Source organism: Taibaiella koreensis (assembly GCF_003545715.1).
GTDB classification, from domain to species: Bacteria; Bacteroidota; Bacteroidia; order Chitinophagales; family Chitinophagaceae; genus Taibaiella; species Taibaiella koreensis.
In genome coordinates this window covers 319,324-336,364 of the sequence record NZ_QVNU01000007.1, presented here as the reverse complement: position 1 = coordinate 336,364, position 17,041 = coordinate 319,324, and the positions used below count along the sequence as shown (strand labels likewise).

The 17,041-nt window shown below is 48.6% G+C and carries 12 protein-coding genes and 2 tRNA genes; 7 read left to right on the top strand and 7 right to left on the bottom strand.

Features of this window, described 5'->3' with window-relative positions; all coding sequences use genetic code 11:
* Positions 1-6 precede the first annotated feature (6 nt).
* The 3 genes from DZK30_RS21690 to DZK30_RS21680 form a co-directional block, all read right to left on the bottom strand.
* Positions 7-1,932 carry a cytochrome-c peroxidase gene (locus DZK30_RS21690; protein ID WP_118976283.1) on the bottom strand — a complete coding sequence of 642 codons (1,926 nt, stop codon included), beginning with the start codon at positions 1,930-1,932 and terminating at the stop codon, positions 7-9.
* Positions 1,933-2,070: 138 nt separating this feature from the next.
* Positions 2,071-5,832, bottom strand: a complete 3,762-nt coding sequence (locus tag DZK30_RS21685) for an esterase-like activity of phytase family protein (protein ID WP_162903316.1) — start codon at positions 5,830-5,832, stop codon at positions 2,071-2,073.
* 253 nt (positions 5,833-6,085) lie between these two features.
* On the bottom strand, positions 6,086-8,137 hold the full coding sequence (locus DZK30_RS21680; RefSeq protein WP_118976281.1) for a M13 family metallopeptidase: 2,052 nt from the start codon (positions 8,135-8,137) through the stop codon (positions 6,086-6,088).
* Positions 8,138-8,284: 147 nt separating this feature from the next.
* On the opposite strand from DZK30_RS21680, the gene DZK30_RS21675 reads away from it, so the two are divergent.
* The 6 genes from DZK30_RS21675 (at position 8,285) to DZK30_RS21650 (ending at position 12,944) form a co-directional block, all read left to right on the top strand.
* A complete protein-coding gene (locus DZK30_RS21675; protein WP_118976280.1) occupies positions 8,285-8,998 on the top strand; it encodes a hypothetical protein in 714 nt (237 codons plus the stop codon).
* 214 nt (positions 8,999-9,212) lie between these two features.
* The gene (locus DZK30_RS21670) at positions 9,213-9,962 is read left to right on the top strand and encodes a 5'-nucleotidase C-terminal domain-containing protein (protein WP_118976279.1); all 750 of its coding nucleotides are present in this window, start codon (positions 9,213-9,215) and stop codon (positions 9,960-9,962) included.
* Positions 9,952-10,884 carry a metallophosphatase gene (locus DZK30_RS21665; RefSeq protein WP_118976278.1) on the top strand — a complete coding sequence of 311 codons (933 nt, stop codon included), beginning with the start codon at positions 9,952-9,954 and terminating at the stop codon, positions 10,882-10,884. The genes DZK30_RS21670 and DZK30_RS21665 overlap by 11 nt, the downstream gene beginning before the upstream one ends.
* A 260-nt stretch (positions 10,885-11,144) precedes the next feature.
* Entirely contained in the window at positions 11,145-12,623 is a 1,479-nt protein-coding gene (dnaA, locus tag DZK30_RS21660; protein ID WP_118976277.1) for a chromosomal replication initiator protein DnaA, read from the top strand.
* A 117-nt stretch (positions 12,624-12,740) separates the two neighbouring features.
* Positions 12,741-12,829 (top strand) — tRNA-Ser (locus DZK30_RS21655).
* A 41-nt stretch (positions 12,830-12,870) separates the two neighbouring features.
* Positions 12,871-12,944 (top strand) — tRNA-Pro (locus tag DZK30_RS21650).
* Between the two features lie 139 nt (positions 12,945-13,083).
* Here the strand turns inward: DZK30_RS21650 and DZK30_RS21645 are convergent.
* Positions 13,084-13,431 carry a hypothetical protein gene (locus tag DZK30_RS21645; protein ID WP_118976276.1) on the bottom strand — a complete coding sequence of 116 codons (348 nt, stop codon included), beginning with the start codon at positions 13,429-13,431 and terminating at the stop codon, positions 13,084-13,086.
* A 387-nt stretch (positions 13,432-13,818) separates the two neighbouring features.
* Between DZK30_RS21645 and DZK30_RS26035 the strand changes: the two genes are divergently transcribed.
* A complete protein-coding gene (locus tag DZK30_RS26035; protein WP_162903315.1) occupies positions 13,819-14,040 on the top strand; it encodes a hypothetical protein in 222 nt (73 codons plus the stop codon).
* 78 nt (positions 14,041-14,118) lie between these two features.
* Here the strand turns inward: DZK30_RS26035 and DZK30_RS21635 are convergent, their stop codons facing one another.
* The 3 genes from DZK30_RS21635 to DZK30_RS21625 form a co-directional block, all read right to left on the bottom strand.
* Positions 14,119-14,763 (bottom strand): hypothetical protein, encoded by a 645-nt coding sequence (locus DZK30_RS21635; protein ID WP_118976274.1) that lies wholly within the window; start codon positions 14,761-14,763, stop codon positions 14,119-14,121.
* Between the two features lie 203 nt (positions 14,764-14,966).
* A complete protein-coding gene (locus tag DZK30_RS21630) occupies positions 14,967-15,854 on the bottom strand; it encodes a helix-turn-helix domain-containing protein (RefSeq protein WP_118976273.1) in 888 nt (295 codons plus the stop codon).
* 8 nt (positions 15,855-15,862) lie between these two features.
* Complete coding sequence (locus DZK30_RS21625; protein ID WP_118976272.1) at positions 15,863-16,867, bottom strand: aldo/keto reductase; 1,005 nt, start codon at positions 16,865-16,867, stop codon at positions 15,863-15,865.
* Positions 16,868-17,041: the final 174 nt, after the last annotated feature.

Genomic DNA, 17,041 nt, shown 5'->3' with positions numbered 1-17,041 from the left:
TTGTTTTTAATATTCACCACCCACTTTTCGACGATTTAAGGCAGGGTTCCTTGAACGGGGCAACTTTGCAGGCGGCGCTTCAAAGACGACCTGCTCGTCCAGAGATTTTATAAAGGCGATCAGGTTTTCCTTTTCTTGGGGGCTGAGATGCAGCTGATCGGACGACAGGGTCTGGTTGCCAACCTGCAGCCCCTTACCGGCGCCGCCACCGGCGTCGTAGAAGTCAACGACTTCCTTCATAGTACGAAAAATACCATTGTGCATATAAGGCGCTGTATGCGTTGCATTGCGTATAGAACCTGTACGAAAGGCATTCAGGGTCTCCTTTGCCGGGTTCACTTTGTACCGGCCAGGGTCGGGAGACAACTGGCGATAAGCCGTATCGGCCGGTACGCCCAGCACTTCAAACTCCGAGCTTACAAAAGGTGGCTTTACACCATTGAACTGGGGCACAAAATGGCAGGTAGCACACTGCGCCTTGCTCATAAATAAATTAAAGCCTGCGATCGCATCGGCGGGCAAGGCTTTTCCTCCGTCCATCGCCTCATCAAAAGGTGCGTAATAACGGCTGAACTTGCTATAGTACATGGTGATTGCCGAAGAAATATGCTCCAGTGTGATCTCGGGCTCCTGGGGTGTATAGGCCAGCAGGCGGGTAAAGGCTTTTTTGTAGTCGGCGCAGCTCAGTACTTTCTCCAGTATTTTCTGCTCGTCGCTACCCATCTCCAGGGGATTGGTCATCACGGCCAGTGTCTGGTTCTGCAGGGTAATATGGCTGCCATCCAGCATCAGCAGGTGATTGAATGGTGCATTGATGAGCGAGGGTGTATTGCGGGGCAGCAATTCTTTGCGATTGAACTGCAGATTGGCCTGGCCCTGTCCATCGGCAAAATATTCGGTGGGCTTATGGCAGGAAGCGCAACTGCGCAGGTTATTGCCCGAAAGAATAGGATCGTAAAAGAGCAGCTTCCCTACCCTGTCGATCTCGTTTAGTACCGCCGTATCTTTTACCCGTAGAAAAAGACCCTTGGCATTGGAGCCATTGTAAACGGCCTTATCAAAAATGGAAGCGGCCGCCTTATTGAGCGAATAATCGACCATACTCCGGGATGCTACGCGATAGCGAAGGATCATCTGCTGGCTGAGGCGATACAGCGGATTGACATAATCCCGGATAAAGGTAAAATGATCGAAGACGCTATAGCTCCTGGGCTGCCGGTGTACGAAGGCTTTCAGGTCCCGGTACAGCCGGAGGTATTCATCTGTTAAAGGTGTTGCCGGGTAGCTCTCATTGAAAGCCAGGTAAATGCTGTCAGTCGCTTCCAGCATTGTGCCGAGCTCGGGAATGATCGCTGCCGTATCGGGACATTCAAAGCCTGTGGTATACAGGGCAGCAAGATTCAGCAGGAACAGGCGGTTGCATAAGAAAAAATGGTGGTGATCCCTCAGGTTCCGCGTAATGGAATCGGCTCCGTATACCGGCATTATGGCTATTGCTTCTGCCACCAGCCGCGCCAGGATATCCTTGTTTTTATCCGTCTCTTCGAGGTACTGGGCCGCCAAGGTAAGCCCCGCACCATCGCGCTTGTAGGGCTTCTCAAATTTTTCAAAAACTTCCGTCTCCCACTCTACCGGCAAAGGGCCGTTGATCTTCTTATAGCTGATGGGCTCCAGGTAGCGCAGCCAGAAATCAGCCGCTTTCATACGGCTGCGACACAATTGTATTGCCGCGCCGATCTGCCGCACATCCGCCTCCTTGTCCAGGTCGCTGTGCCGGATCAATTCCTGCAGCGCCTCTTCTCCTGCTGTAAGCGCATTGACATACCTGTAGTAAGTCAATGTGTATGCATTGGTGGGGCTGCTGTTGTTGAAGGAGAACAGGAAAACAGCGGAAAGGGCAATTAAGGCAAACAATGTAATTTTCCGATTCATATCGCACAAGGCTTTGGCACAGCAGCACCCGGTGGGTCCTGTTCTTTTGTTAATTCAAACGGGTGTACCGGTGGTTCCGGCACACCCTGTTTGAGTATTATTACGGCTGCATTTAAAGCCATTTTATTGATTACCGGCTTAGTGTTTTACCACAAGCTTCAGCTTCACGGCATCCTGCTCGGAGGCCAGCTGTACAAAATAGACACCGTCTTCGATACCGGCAATATCCAGACGCAGGCTTTGCTCACCGGCTCCAAACTTGCGGTCGATCGCAGGCATTACTTGCTTACCCTGGATATCGAACATGCTGATGATCATGCGTTGCTCTTTCACCAGGTTCAGTGCAAGGGTAGCTTCGTTGCGGGCCGGATTGGGATACAGCTTCACCATACCACTGATGCCAGACACCCCGTTAACGCCTACCGGCTCTGAAGCGATACCCTGCAGGGCAAAGCTATAGGCGCCATCATTGGCATCGTCGTTGGCTACCGCCAGCGTAGCCATACGGATACCCGCGGCTACGGGAGCAAATTTCACGGTTATGGTCTGTGTATCGTTGGCCGGGATCACCAGCGGGAAGCCGGGTGCAGATACAAGACTAAACTCGGCTGCATTGCTACCGCTGAAGGCAATACCCGACACGGTAAGCTTACCGGTACCGGTATTCTGGATCACAAAGGTTTTCGTGGTGGTCGTATTCTTCACAATCGCGCCAAAATCGGTATTGTTTGCGGTTCCGGGCGTAGGATCACCGTTCATGATCGCCAGGTTATTGCCTTTCACCACGATATCGGGCGATACGCCGTTACCTTTCAGCGCAAAGCTATAATTGCTTTCATCGTAATCGTTATTGGCGATGTTCAGGATCGCGCTGCGCAGACCGTCGGCAGCAGGCGTGAAGGTTACACGAATGCTGTCGGAACCATTTGCTGCAATGGTCATGGGGAAAGTACCACCGGCAAGGCTGAAGTCGGCCGCCTGAGCGCCGCTGAAGCTAACGCCGTTTACCATCAGGTTGCCCGGACCCGCATTGTGTATACGGAAGGTCCTGGTGAGCGATTGCGTTGCGTTAATATTACCATAGTCGGTATTATCGGCCACAGCAGGCGTATTGTCGCCGGCAGCGATGTCGATACCATTTCCGGTCACGTTCATTTCCGATACGGCAGCAGCGGAAGCCAGGTTGTTGAACACCAGCAGCTGACCACCTTCTACTACCTCGCCCGGGATACTGTAATGCGCCTGATCTACTACCAGGAACTTACCGGGGCCGAGAATAGCCTGTGCATCCAGGATACCGGAAGCTTCTTCGTCCTGGGTCAGGAAGTTAGCGCTGCCATTGAGGAAGCGTGTGCTATCGTGTGCACCGATCTGTACAAATTCATCGGTAGCGATGGTATACTGCCATATTTTGCCGAGGTGCGCGTTACCGCCTACGTCTTCAACCAGCAGTACGTGGCCGGAGTTGTCGATGGTGATATTGTCCAGCATCTGTTGTCCTTCATTTCCTTCGAGCACCGCGGTAATGGTACCGCCATTCTCAAGACTGTCGAGGTTATTGAAGTGAAGCTTCCACAGACGGCTGTTGTTGTTGAAAGCATTGGTGGTCGCAAAGTAAAAGTCGTTATGGTTGTTGGGATCCCAGGCGCCATCTTCGGGACGCAGGAAATTGGTTACGCCGGCGTTGTTACTGTTGGTATTGAGTGTAGAACCGGTCATATTCTTCACATCGCCCAGGTCGACCATGTTGAAAGCAGTATTGGGCGTAGGTACACTGGCATTGGTTTCTACCAGCATATTGCTTACCGCCACGCTGTACAGCTTACCATTGCTCAGACCGGCTTTCTCGATCTCGTTGCCGGTAGTGCTTTTGTTGCCGATGTAGAAATATACCTGTCCGGGAGTAGCATCATCCATGCCGGCCACGATGGTTTTGTCGCTGGCCTGGGGATTGGCTACAGAGTTTTCCCAGGAGAACTTACCCAGCGAAGGCAACTCATAGGAAGTGCCGGCTTCGGGACCGGTGGCGATGTGTGCAAAACCGCGTCCTTCGTTACCGCTCTCTTCACCATTCATAAAGATGCGGGCCTGTGTACCCTTACCGCTGGCACTGTTGAAATAAGCCGAAACCGGCGCCAGGTCAGCAGAACAGAAGCGACCGAGCGCTGCGGCGGAAGTAGGGAAAGAACCGTTGTAAGTGATATAGCTTGATGTAAGCGGGTTCCATAGCTTGATCGTCTGGATGAGGTCGGAACCGCTTAGTACGGTGAGGTCCGATTTGTTGATCACCCATTTGGATACGAATGCGCCTGTAGAACCGTGCGCCCGTACTACGCCGGAAGTGTTGCCCAGCTCGTGGTTCATGAGCAGCGTAAAGGTGCCGTCGTTGTTGTCGAAAGCGCCCAGACCATCGGGTACACCTACCATTTTATAACCATTTACCACATCACCTGCAGAGATAAGCGAAGTAAACTGCATGCCAGGCATTGTGGGTACCAGGTAAGGCGCCTGGCTGCTGGCAGTAGCAGTGCGGCCCTGGCTGAGCGTAGGTGTGAGGAAGTTGAAGTTCTGCAGCTTGTTGTTGCCCTGCAGACCGTATTTAAGTACATGCGACAGGTAGCCCGTAGCAGTAGCGATACCGTTGGCCGCAGGCGATACCTGGCCGAAGTCGTTATCGTTACATACAACGATGGTGCTATCATTGATGATGGCCAGGCCTTCTGATTTTTCCAGGCTTGAAGGCCAGCCGTTGGCATTCAGGTCCAGGAACAGCGTCTTCTTCACCGCGTTGATACCCTGGAAAGCCAGGCCGGCAGAATCTACCAGCGCTTCCAGTGTCTGGCCGCCGTAAAGGCCCGAGTTCACCGGCGTAGCATTGTTGATATTGATCTTATAAATGCGTTTGATATCGGTGGTGCCTCTCAGTGCAGCTTCGATCACCAGCAAGGTGCTGTCGTTGATCGCGGCCATATCGCCGACCTTCCAGTCGCGCAGGCGAATCTGGTTGGCGCCGGTACCAATGATGCCATCGTTCAGGTACACCAGCATACGCTGTGCATTGGTAGCCGGGTCGATCTCCAGCAGACGGTGTATACGGGTGTTTTCACCAACAGCCGTAGTAGGGTTCAGCAGCGGGCTCTGGATAAGCACATATAGTTTGCCATTGGGTGCAATCGCCATCGCTTCAAAGCCACGATTGTTTTTGCGGTATTTGTATATGCTATCGATCTGCACATCCTGTGGCTGTGCGCCGGGCAGGTTGGCATAAGGGCTGTAACGCTTGATCACAACGCCATTAGGGTTTAGCTTCCAGATGGTGGGACCATTTTCTTCCGATACGTAAAAATTACCGTCCTTATCGACCACCAATGCTTCGGGATCGATAGCCCATATATCTTTTGCAGCTACTTTTGAACTGAAGTTCGCACAATTCATTACGGTGTCGGTAGAAGCCAGCTCAGTCGCGGTGCTACCGAAGCCCGTAGGGTTCATCACGCCGGTAGCATTGGCGCCGCCGGGACGCTTCATGGTAATAGAGCGCAGGATACGCACCGAATCACCTTCGATACGGATGCGATGGATCTTGGGCGCATAGCCGGGAAAGCTAAACATCTTGTCGTAAGTGGGTGTGCAGCCGGTAGGGTTAGCGCTGGCACAATCGATGTTTACACCACGATCGGAGCAGGTCCAGAATTCCTTTCCATCGGTACCCGGAATAGGATACAGCGTGGAAAAGCCGCCTTCCCGGAAATTGATCCCCTGGAAAGTGCCGATAGGCGCAGAGGTGTAATTTTTGTAGTCCTGCAACAGGTTGATCTGTCCCTGGCTGCGCGTAGGCATCATAAGGGCAAGACCCAGGCAACCGAGGCCGGACAACATGCTTGTCAAATTGGTCTTCATGTATGTCATTTTGTGCGGCGAAACTAGATGTGTAGTATTTTCTTAATGCTAAGCCTGGATTATGTAAATGTTAATCATTTCGTTAACAGCGTTCCAGCCGACTAACATACAGCCCCCTTTATTTAATCAAAATGCAGCATATGTGTCAATTGTCAACTAATTGTCAGCAAAAAAACAGCGGGAAGCACATGTGCTTCCCGCTGTTGTCCGGAGCGGCCAGAGCCATTCCACCTATTTTAAGGCATTTTTTAGATTACCATATCCGCACCCTCAGACTATCGGCAATGTACATGCCGTCGCCTGGTTTTACGCTGAACACTTTGTAGAAAGCATCTACATCGGAGAACGGACCATTTACCCTGTATTTGGCAGGTGAATGCACATCGGTAAGCAATTGCTGCGCCAGCGATTCTTTACGGAAACTGTACAGCCAACCCAACGAATAGCCCAGGAAGAACCGTTGTCCCGGATCCAGGCCGGCAATTTTTTCTCCCTTTTTATACTGCTCTTTTTTGATAAATGCATCCCAGCCCAGCAGCACGCCGCCAAGGTCGGCGATATTCTCGCCCAGGGTAGCGCTACCGTTAATATGCTGGCTGTCTACCGGAATATAGGCGTTGAACTGTTTGATCATTACCGCTGCTCTGGTATTAAACTTCGTTTCGTCTTCTTTGGTCCACCAGTTCTTCAGGTTGCCATTCTCATCATACTGGCGTCCCTGGTCGTCGAAGCCATGTGTGATCTCGTGCCCGATGGTAGAGGCGGCCGCATAGCCGTATACCAGGGCATCGTCCAGCTCTTCATCGCGCTTGCCCGGTACGGTAAAGATGCCCGCAGGCAATACGATCTCATTGTTGGAGGGATTGTAGTAAGCGTTGTAGGTTTGCGGCGTCATATCCCATTCCTCGCGATCGACAGGTTTACCCAGCTTATTGATCTCATAGCGATGCCACCATTCGCGGGCGGCGATCACATTGCGTACATAGGCCTGGTCTTTAATCTCCATAGCGGAGAAGTCTTTCCACTTATCGGGGTAGCCTACCTTTTTCTTCATCTTCGCCAGCTTTACGAGCGCTTTCTCCTTGGTACCCTCGCTCATCCAGTCCAGCTTTTTAATGCGGTCCTTCAACGCTTCGCGAATGTCTTCTACCATATCGCTGTAACGCTTCTTAGCTTTTTCGTTGAAGTATTCTTTTACGAAAAGCTGACCCAGTGCTTCGCCCATTGCTTTTTCTTCTTCATCCAGTACTCTTTTCCAACGGGGCTTCTGCTTTTTGGCGCCGCTAAGCATCTGGCCATAGAAAGAGAAATTGGCCTGCTCCACCTCAGCGCTCAGGTAAGGCGCCAGATCGTTGATCACATTCCATTTCAGGTAGTCCTTCCATACATCGATACTTTCTGACAGCAAGGCAGCATTCAGCTCTTTAAAGAACTCGGGCTGTCCCACGATCACGGTATCCAGTTTGTTGACGCCCATCATCGGGAGCCACTTTTGCCAGTCGATATCCGGTGTCAGCTTGCCTAGCGCCGATACGGCAACCTTGTTGTAGTTCTTATACGGATCACGGAGGTCTTCCAGCTTGCGGCTGGCTTTGGCCAGACGGGTTTCCAGCCGCACAATGCCCTGGCTTTTCGTTTTGGTTTCGGTGATGGGCGCCAGGGCGGCCAGGTTGAACATACGTTCGATATGGCCGGGATAGGCGTCTCTTATCTTTTTGGTACGATCGTCCATGTTGAAATAATAATCCCTGTTGGGCAGTCCCAGACCACCCTGTACCAGCATCATGGCCATTTTTTCGCTGTTCATGTCGTCTTGTCCTACATAGTTACCAAACATGACGCCTATGCCCATGACGTTAAGCTTAGCCGCTACTGCCAGCACATCTTCCTTGCTTTTGATCTGGTCGATCAGCTGCAGCTCAGGCTGAATGGCAGTCATGCCCTGCTTGTTGATACAGGCTGAATCCATACCGCTTTTCCAAAAAGCTGCGATCTTTTTTGCCGTGGCATTATCCGCCTTTGCCACTGCCTGCTCATTGATCGTCTTCAACCGGTTGTAAAGATCCTCCTGCACCAGGTAGGCAATACCCCAGCTTTTTTGTTCATCGGGGATCGGATGGGTCTTGATCCAACCGCCATTGGCATAGTCAAAGAAATCGTTAACGGGGTTAACCGTCGTATCGAGATTGGCTTTAAGTATATCGCCGGTCTTTTTGTTGACATCGGCTTCGTCGTGGTGACTGTTGCAAGCGGCAGCAAACAATAGGGCCGAACCACAGGCAACAGACAGAACTTGCTTGATCATTTAATTATCTGGTTTTACGTTTGAAACGATAAGATTATGCCCGCCAAAGATAAAATTTCCTGCCCAACCATTTCCTCCCCCGGATGAAGTGAGGTTTTTTGGAACAATTTTTGCATTACCCTGTTTTGTCTACAAACATTGCATCCTATGAAGCCCTTACTTACTTTTTGTCTGTTATCCCTCGTCACCCAGCCTTTATTGCATGCCCAGGAAAGCCTTTCCGATCGCTGGAAAGAGACCCAGAGACTAAACCTGAAGCAGAAAGCGGTAGCCTATACCGATACCCTGCGTCTTTCCGATATCACCAAAGAAAGCCTGAACATGCGCCGGGGATCTTTTCTTTACAAAGGAACCATACAGAACGACCTCCTGGATATGGGCGCACTCACCTATGGCATCGATAAGCAAACCAACAATGAGATCCGTCTGCGGGATGAGGAATTCATCCACGTGTTCAGCAGGGAAGCCCGGGACTTGTCGGCAGCAGACGCTGCCGCCGGCAAAGCAGCCATCGATCTGCCGGCGCAGCCGGTAAGTGCGATCGATATGACCCTACTCCGGGGAAGCTGGGAGGTGTACAAACGCAAAGGCAAAAACGGCCCGCTGCCTAAGATCGATTACAGCACCCTGATCAAGGGATTGAAGACAGGCGAAGCTACCGGGGAAAAGGCCATTGGTACCGTTTCCGGCGGGCAAGGGACCGGACCTTTGTATACGATAATAAAGGCAGAAGCTTCCGACCTGGTAGTTGCCGATGCTGCGCAAAAGGAACATAAGATCAAGGTGTGGCGGCTTAGCGATAGCGAGCTCGTGATCGAAGATGAAAGTGGTATTGTTTATTACCTGAAGCATTTCCGCTAGTACGGCTCTTTATCCGGATTTCCCTGAAGCACAACCAGTGTATTACCTGACTGACGAAGGGTGTATCATCTATTTTTTATACAGGATTTTTCCCTATAGATGCCTGCTGGCAAGGGGCCCGGAGCGCGCTTGTATCAAGGCTTTCGAATTTAATGTTCTATTAACCACTTTCAGGAACGAGTAACTTAATTTTGCCTTCAGACCCGGCTGCCACATGATACTTTCCCTGCGTCGTTTTATTCCGCAACTTTCCCTGCTGCTTCTGGCTTCCTGCGCCGTTTCGCGGAAACAGGTAAGCCAGTACCATACCTCGTATACCGTGATCGACACTACCCTGCGCAAAGATGACCGCATGGCGCAAATGCTGCTTCCCTACAAGAAAAGCATGGACACGGCTATGAATGTGCTTGTGGGCTACAGCGAGGTACCCTTATCAAAGGCACAACCGGAGTGTACCATGGGCAACTTTATGGCCGATGCGCAGATGGCGCTGGCTTTGCGTTCCGATCGCAGCGTCCAGGTCTCTATTCTTAACTATGGCGGTATCCGTATACCCTATCTCAGCCCGGGATCGGTAACCAAAGGCAAACTTTACGAGATGATGCCTTTTGACAATAAGCTGACGATCGTAGAGATACCGGGCAAGGTCATGCGTATCTTTTGTGATCATATCGCGGCCTGGGGCGGCTGGCCTGTAGCGGGTATCAGCTTCCGCATCAAGGCTAAGAAAGCCGTCGATATACGTATACAGGGCGAGCCGCTTAATGAGCAACTGGTCTATCATACCGCACTATCGGATTACCTGGCCAATGGCGGCGACAACTGCGACTTCCTAGTCGATTGTAAAAAAACCTATTATAACATATTCATCAGAGATATGCTGATCGACTACCTTTCGGAGCTGAACAGCAAAGGCGCCAAACTGAATATTGTTCTGGAAAAAAGAATCAGCTATGCAGAATAGAAGAGCATTCCTGAAGCAAACAGCCCTGGGCAGCGGCTTATTGCTCGCCGGGGGATTCCCTTTCGGGGCTTTGGCCGCAGCGGAAACCACCAGGCTTACGATCTTGCACACCAACGATGTGCACAGCCGGCTCGACCCTTTTCCTATGGACGGTTCAAAGTTCCAGGGATTGGGTGGTATCGCCGCCAGGGCTGCGCTTATCGAGCAGGTCAGGAAGGAGGAACAGCACGTATTGCTGTTCGACGCCGGCGATATTTTCCAGGGCACGCCTTATTTCAATTTGTACAAGGGAGAACCGGAGATCAAGGCCATGTCGATGATGGGTTATGATGCCTGTACCATGGGTAATCACGATTTCGACGCTGGTGTAGCGGGCTTCGCGCAGCAGCTGCCGCATGCTAATTTTCCTGTGCTGATAGCTAATTACAACTTCAATCATACCGAGCTGGAAGGCAAAACAAAACCGTACCAGATATTCAGGAAAGGAGACCTGAAAATAGGGGTATTCGGACTGGGTATACAGCTATGGGGATTGGTACCCAAAGAAGCCTATGGCAGGACCTGGTACCACGATCCTTTGCCCATTGCACAGGAGCTAAGCGAAAAGCTAAAAAAGAAAAAAGGCTGCGATATGGTCGTATGCCTGTCGCACCTCGGCTACCAATATACCGGAAACAAGGTAAGCGACTGTATCCTTGCACGGGAAACGGAGCATATAGACCTCATTATAGGGGGGCATACACATACTTTTCTTGACGAACCGACCCTTATCAAAAACAAGGCTGGCCGCGATGTTATCGTTAACCAGGTGGGATGGGCAGGTATTCGCCTGGGAAAATTAGACTTCACATTTGACAGCAAAAAAAATACCAAACTCACCAATGCCCAAACTGTAATTCTAAGGAAACAAACAATAGGTTGAGGATTTTTTTTTTCAACAAAATGTTGAGAATTTCGTCGTCCCGCTAAAGAAAAAAGGGACCTGGTTTTTCGGACCGCAGCACACGCTACGAACGCACAAAAAGACGCTCCTGTTATTACTGATTTTTTGAGAATTCATTAAGAAAAAAGATTAAAAAAACGGACTGATTTTTGATTATTGAAAATAATCGAAAGAGCGCCTTGTCGACTGTAGAAAAAAAATTACATTTGAAAACAGGAAAAATATATTTGGCTAACTAAATGACTCCATCCCAATCCAACAACTCTACTTCTAATCTTGACGCAGTAGCGGCATGGGACAAATGTCTTGGCATTATCAAAGATAACGTCAACTGGCGTGCCTTTCAAACCTGGTTTGAACCCATCAAAGCTGCTGCCCTTACCAACAACATTCTGACCATACAGGTGCCCAGCCAGTTCTTTTACGAGTGGCTGGAAGAGCATTATGTAGAACTGTTGGGCAAAACGATCAAACGTATACTGGGCAGAGAAGGGAGACTGGAATACCGGATCCAGATGGAAGCTTCGGCGCAGCAACGCCAGCAGCCTGCAACCATGCAGCTACCGGGCAGCGCGCATCCCAAAAACGCCAAAGAGAATAACTTTGTGAACCTGGATTATGTAATGGATGATCCGCAGAAGATCAAGAATCCGTTCGTAATACCGGGTATGAAGCGGGTGCAGATCGATCCGCAGCTGAATCCCAACCTTACCTTTGAAAATTATATAGAAGGCGAATGCAACCGCCTCGCACGCACTGCCGGTGTGCACATTGCCCAAAAGCCCGGCGCAACGGCCTTTAACCCGCTGATGATCTTCGGCAGCACCGGCTGCGGCAAGACGCACCTGATGCAGGCTATCGGTAACGAGATCCGCCGCCAGCATCCCAACAAATCGGTATTGTATGTGAGCACCGAGAAGTTCATCAACCAGTTCATCGATCACTCGAAGAACCAGGAGGTGAACGATTTCATACACTTCTATCAGCTGATCGATGTGCTGCTGCTCGACGATATTCACCTGCTGGTAAGTGCGACCAAGACACAGGATGTATTCTTCAATATCTTCAACCACCTGCATCAAAACGGTAAACAGATCGTGCTGAGCAGCGATACGCCGCCCAAAGACCTGGAAGGCATGCCGGAACGCCTGCTGAGCCGCTTCCGCTGGGGATTGCACGCCGAGATACAGGCGCCCGACTACGATACCCGCAAGGCAATACTGGAGATGAAGATGCGCAACGAAGGCCTGGAGATACCCGAAGAAGTAGTGCAGTATGTAGCCTACAATGTGCAGAACAACGTGCGTGACCTTGAAGGTACCGTCATCTCCTTGTTTGCACAGGCTACTCTGAATAAGAAAGAAATTGACCTGGAGCTGGCCAAGCGCGTGCTCAAGAACTTTGTGAAGGCCTCTTTCAAAGAACTGAGCATCGACGATATCCAGAAGATGGTCTGCAACTTCTATAACGTGCCTTACAACGACCTGTTGACGAAGACCCGTAAAAGGGAGATCGTGCAGGCGCGCCAGATCACGATGTACTTTGCCAAGAAGTTTACCCGTAGCTCGTTGAAGACGATTGGGGAGCACTTTACCGGCAAAGATCACACTACGGTTATTCACTCCTGCCAGACTGTAGAAAACCTGATGGAGACCGATCAATCCTACCGCGAGAAGTTGCTTGAAATCCAGCAGAAAGTGCAGCTGGCGGCCATGTAGGAGCACAGCGATGGCGAAAAAATAATTATGAAAATTTCAAAAAATAATTTCGCCATTCGAACTCCAGACATTACCTTTGCACTCCTTTAACGAAGGAAACCAGTTCTTAAACTTAATGGTGAGGTGGATGAGTGGCTGAAATCAGTAGTTTGCTAAACTGCCGTACGGGTTAAACTGTACCGGGGGTTCGAATCCCCCCCTCACCGCTGAAGATCTTTTTATAGGTTTTCGGTTTATGAACCGGTTACGGGAAGTAGCGCAGGCCGGTAGCGCACCTGGTTTGGGACCAGGGGGTCGCAGGTTCGAATCCTGTCTTCCCGACAAAAGAAATAAAGCTCTCCGCAATGCGGAGGGCTTTTTCTTTTGACACGAATGGCAGAAAACTTGTTTTCGAACAGAAGGGACAAAAGAAAAAAGCAGCGTAGCAAGCTTTATTTCTTTTGGACTTCCACCTTTAGGATCATGTAAATAATCCTGTCTTCCCGACTTGAGAGGACAAAATGGAAGCGATTCCATTTTGTCCTTTTTTATTTCCGCCTATTTTGCTCTCTATCTGGTAGATATATTGCACAAACTCATTAACCCTTCCGGTTCGAAGCCTGTTGTTTTCAAAATGCAATTTTTCCGGGAACATCGAACCAATGACTGCCCGCTTCTTTTCCATATCGGCCCCTTCATATATAGAATCCAGCTTTAAGAGGTTATCCATACCGGTTTCCAGCAAGTCTTTGATATTGATATTTTCGTGGTTCAACCCATTCAGCTTTGCTTCGAGACGATCCAGCTTCAAGCCATAATCAGATTTCATTTCTCTGAAATCATCAGGTTCGATCTGCCGGGAAGAAAGTAGCTCCCTAATGTAAGATAACTTATCCTTTAGCTCCGATATTTGCCTTATGGTTTCTTTCCGGTCATCGGATGCGTGAAGATTTTGGCCCTCCCAAGACTCTTTAAGCAGAAGGCTGCCGGTTGACCGCCCTGTTCATTGTCAAAACGACGCTTTTCAAAGGGATAACATACAGCCTGGGCCATACGCAGGTCATAGTGGGCAGCAGCAAAATAGTAATAGCCGGATGGGTTCTGTGCTGGAAGCATTAATGGGCCGTACGGCCGTATACACTCCCACTGAACCTACTGAAATAGCAGCAAGGAAGAAGAAAAAACGAAGAAAAATAAGACAATAAATCTGATAAAAATGGAAGAGAACGAAGAAAAAAAACCGTTAAGCAAGGCATTTTACCTGCTGCGGGAGGAGGCAAAAGAAGATGACCTGAGGGCGATCAACCAGGCCATCAATGACCTGGCTACAGGTGTAAATCTTATGCCAAAGCTATACTTTCCCGTGTGTGTTCGATTAGTATTATACTCATTGATCCATGCGTCCAGATCTTCCTGTATCTGCTGGAGAGTAGAATAGATCCTTTTCCTAAAAGCAATACCACTATAAAAAAGAGAAACCTTACTTAAAGGTTCCACTTTTGTCTTTTTTGAAATTTTATTTTTTATTAGAAAGACGTAAATTCTCAAACTTCGCAATAAAATTTTCCCATGTCCAATCTGGAAATATCTCAGGCATTTCAGTTTTAAAATTTTCCATTTCTACTGAACCAATACCGCTACCATCCATATAATGTAATAAAACAAGTTGCCAATGATTAAATACACGCGCTTCAACTGCCATTTGGGTGTAACCGTTATAGTCCAAATCCAAATTATCTAATTCATAATTACTTGTACTCATATAGTAAAGCGACTTATATACGATATCTGGCTTCATTACGAAACCTACATAAGTCTCCGGCGATGGATAATCAAGGGGACGAAAATATTTGAGATCTGTTTCATCTCCTTCATCGTATATTCCATTATCTTCTGCAAATAAATATTTAGTTTGAGCTAATGCTATTTTCCCTCCTATTCCTTTTTCTCTATTTGCCCACCATTCTAATTTAAAGCCGTCACTTCTTTTTTCGTAGTATTCCTTGATTCCTTGATGAACAAAATCTAACTTACTTAAATTTTCTATTTCAACTTTCAACGATGGTTGATTCCATGATTCAAAATTCGCAATCTTCTTTGCTGTTTTTGCTTCTGATAACAAATCATCCAAGTCATCGTCAAAAAAAAATGTATAATTCATGTTATTTCAATATTACATAGTTTATATCGTTTAACCTTTCAACTGTCCCGTTTAGTCTAGCTGACATTCTTGCATTTTTTCCATTTCATTATCCCAAAGGCTAAACGTCCAGGAGACTTAAGTTTCGATTTTTGACTAATTTCTTCAAATATTCGAGATCACTTTTTTCCAAACTTTTGATCTTGCTTAAATAATCGAAACAATCAGTTAAAGGCCTGACGAAATGCTAGCGGCGATAAATTCGTCTTCTTTTTGAAAAGCACGCTAAAGGACTGCGGATGCTCAAAGCCCAGGGCATAGGCGATCTCACTGACTGAAAGGCTAGTCGTGGAAAGTTTTTCTTTTGCTTTGACGATCAGTTTTTCGTGAATATGCTGCTGTGTGTTTTGCCCGGTATGGACCCGAAGCAGGTCACTCAGGTAATTCGGCGACAAATTCATCTGCGCAGCAATATGTTGTACGGTGAGCAAACCCTGTACGTCGCTGTTATAGTAGTCATCGATCAGCTGCTCGAACCTGGTCAGCAGCGCTGAATTATTATTCTTACGAGTCAAAAACTGCCGCTCATAAAAACGGTTGGAGTATTTTAGCAGACCCTCGATCTGGGTGAGAATGATCTCCTGCGTATGCTTATCGATATGCTGGCACTCCTTATCAATTTTATGTAGGATAGCAATCAGGTCATCTTCCTCCTCGGCTGATAGATGCAGCGCTTCGTTTACCGCATAATCGAAAAAACCGTAGTGATGAATATTGTTCGCCAACGTATGCTGCAGCAAGAAGTCCGGATGAAAAATCAAAAGATAGCCGGAACCGCATTCTGTATTTTGCAGGTCCAGTTGTTGAACCTGATTAGGTGCGGTAAAACTCAATACTCCTTTATCGTAATCATAATGCTGCTGTCCGTACCTAATCTTGCCTTTGGCTTCGCGCTTGAGCGCCACGCAATAAAAGCGGTTAACGAAACTTTTCCATATCTCGTCTTCCAAAAAAACACTTTCTGCCAGATTGATCACGCTCACCAGCGGGTGGCGAGGTTCGGTTAAGGATAGCAAACGGTGAAATTCCGATATGGAGTTAATGGCGTTCATAGTCAAAACTAATCAATTAAACCCATACTGAACTCATCATAAGGCGCACCGGTATCCGTACCTAAGGGCACAATGCTTTCCAGTTGTGATAGATCCGCTTGAGTTAATACAATAGTTGTTGCCTCAATGTTTTGCTCCAGGTACTTCCGGCGTTTCGTTCCTGGGATTGGCAGAATGCCTTTGCTCATAATCCAGGCCAAGGCCAGCTGCGAAGAAGTGACATGCCTGGCTTCAGCCATTACTTCGATAGCCTTCACCAATTCAATATTCTTGTCGAACTGTATGCCCTGGAAACGAGGGATTGCCCTGCGGAAATCATGCTCAGGCAGGTCATCGATGCTTTTGATCTGTCCAGATAAGAATCCACGGCCCAGCGGTGAGTAGGCTACAAAACCAATACCCAGTTCCTTTAAGGTTGTCAAAACCCCACGTTCCTCCACCGTGCGCTCGAACAAAGAGTACTCGCTTTGTACGGCAGTGATTGGGTGCACGGCATGCGCCCGCTTAACCGTTTCAGACGAAACTTCCGATAAACCGATATAACCCACTTTACCCTCTTGAACGAGCCGTGCCATCGCCTCGACCGTTTCCTCAATCGGCGTATTTTTATCCAGGCGGTGCAAGTAATACAGATCGATGTAATCCGTATTCAGATTTATGAGCGAACGCTCCAAAGATTTCTTTACATAATCTTTCTTACCATTGATGGCCCAGGTTATCTTATTGTGATCATCGATCTCCCAGCCAAACTTGCTCGCCAAAATATACTGATCTCGTTTGCCACTGATCGCTTTAGCGATCAGCTGCTCATTCTTCAACGGTCCGTACAGATCGGCAGTATCTAAAAAATTACCGCCTAACTCAAGCGAACGTTGGATTGTCGCGATGGCTTCCTGCTCATCCGCAGGACCATACATATGCGCCTCTTCAAACCCAGTCATGCCCATACAGCCCAGGCCGACCACCGGCACAACCAAACCCTGGCTGCCCAATACTATTTGTTTTATTTCCATGATCCAAAGGTCGGTAAGTCAAATCGTGCGCATGTATGCAAACCCCTGAAGCTTGTAAGCAAATCAAGGAATGATTTTTAGAACATCTATAAACGTTTCGACTTAACGGCGGATCTGGGCGTTATTGACCCTGTTGCAAATGACGGTTCCAACGAAATTATCATTCTCATAACA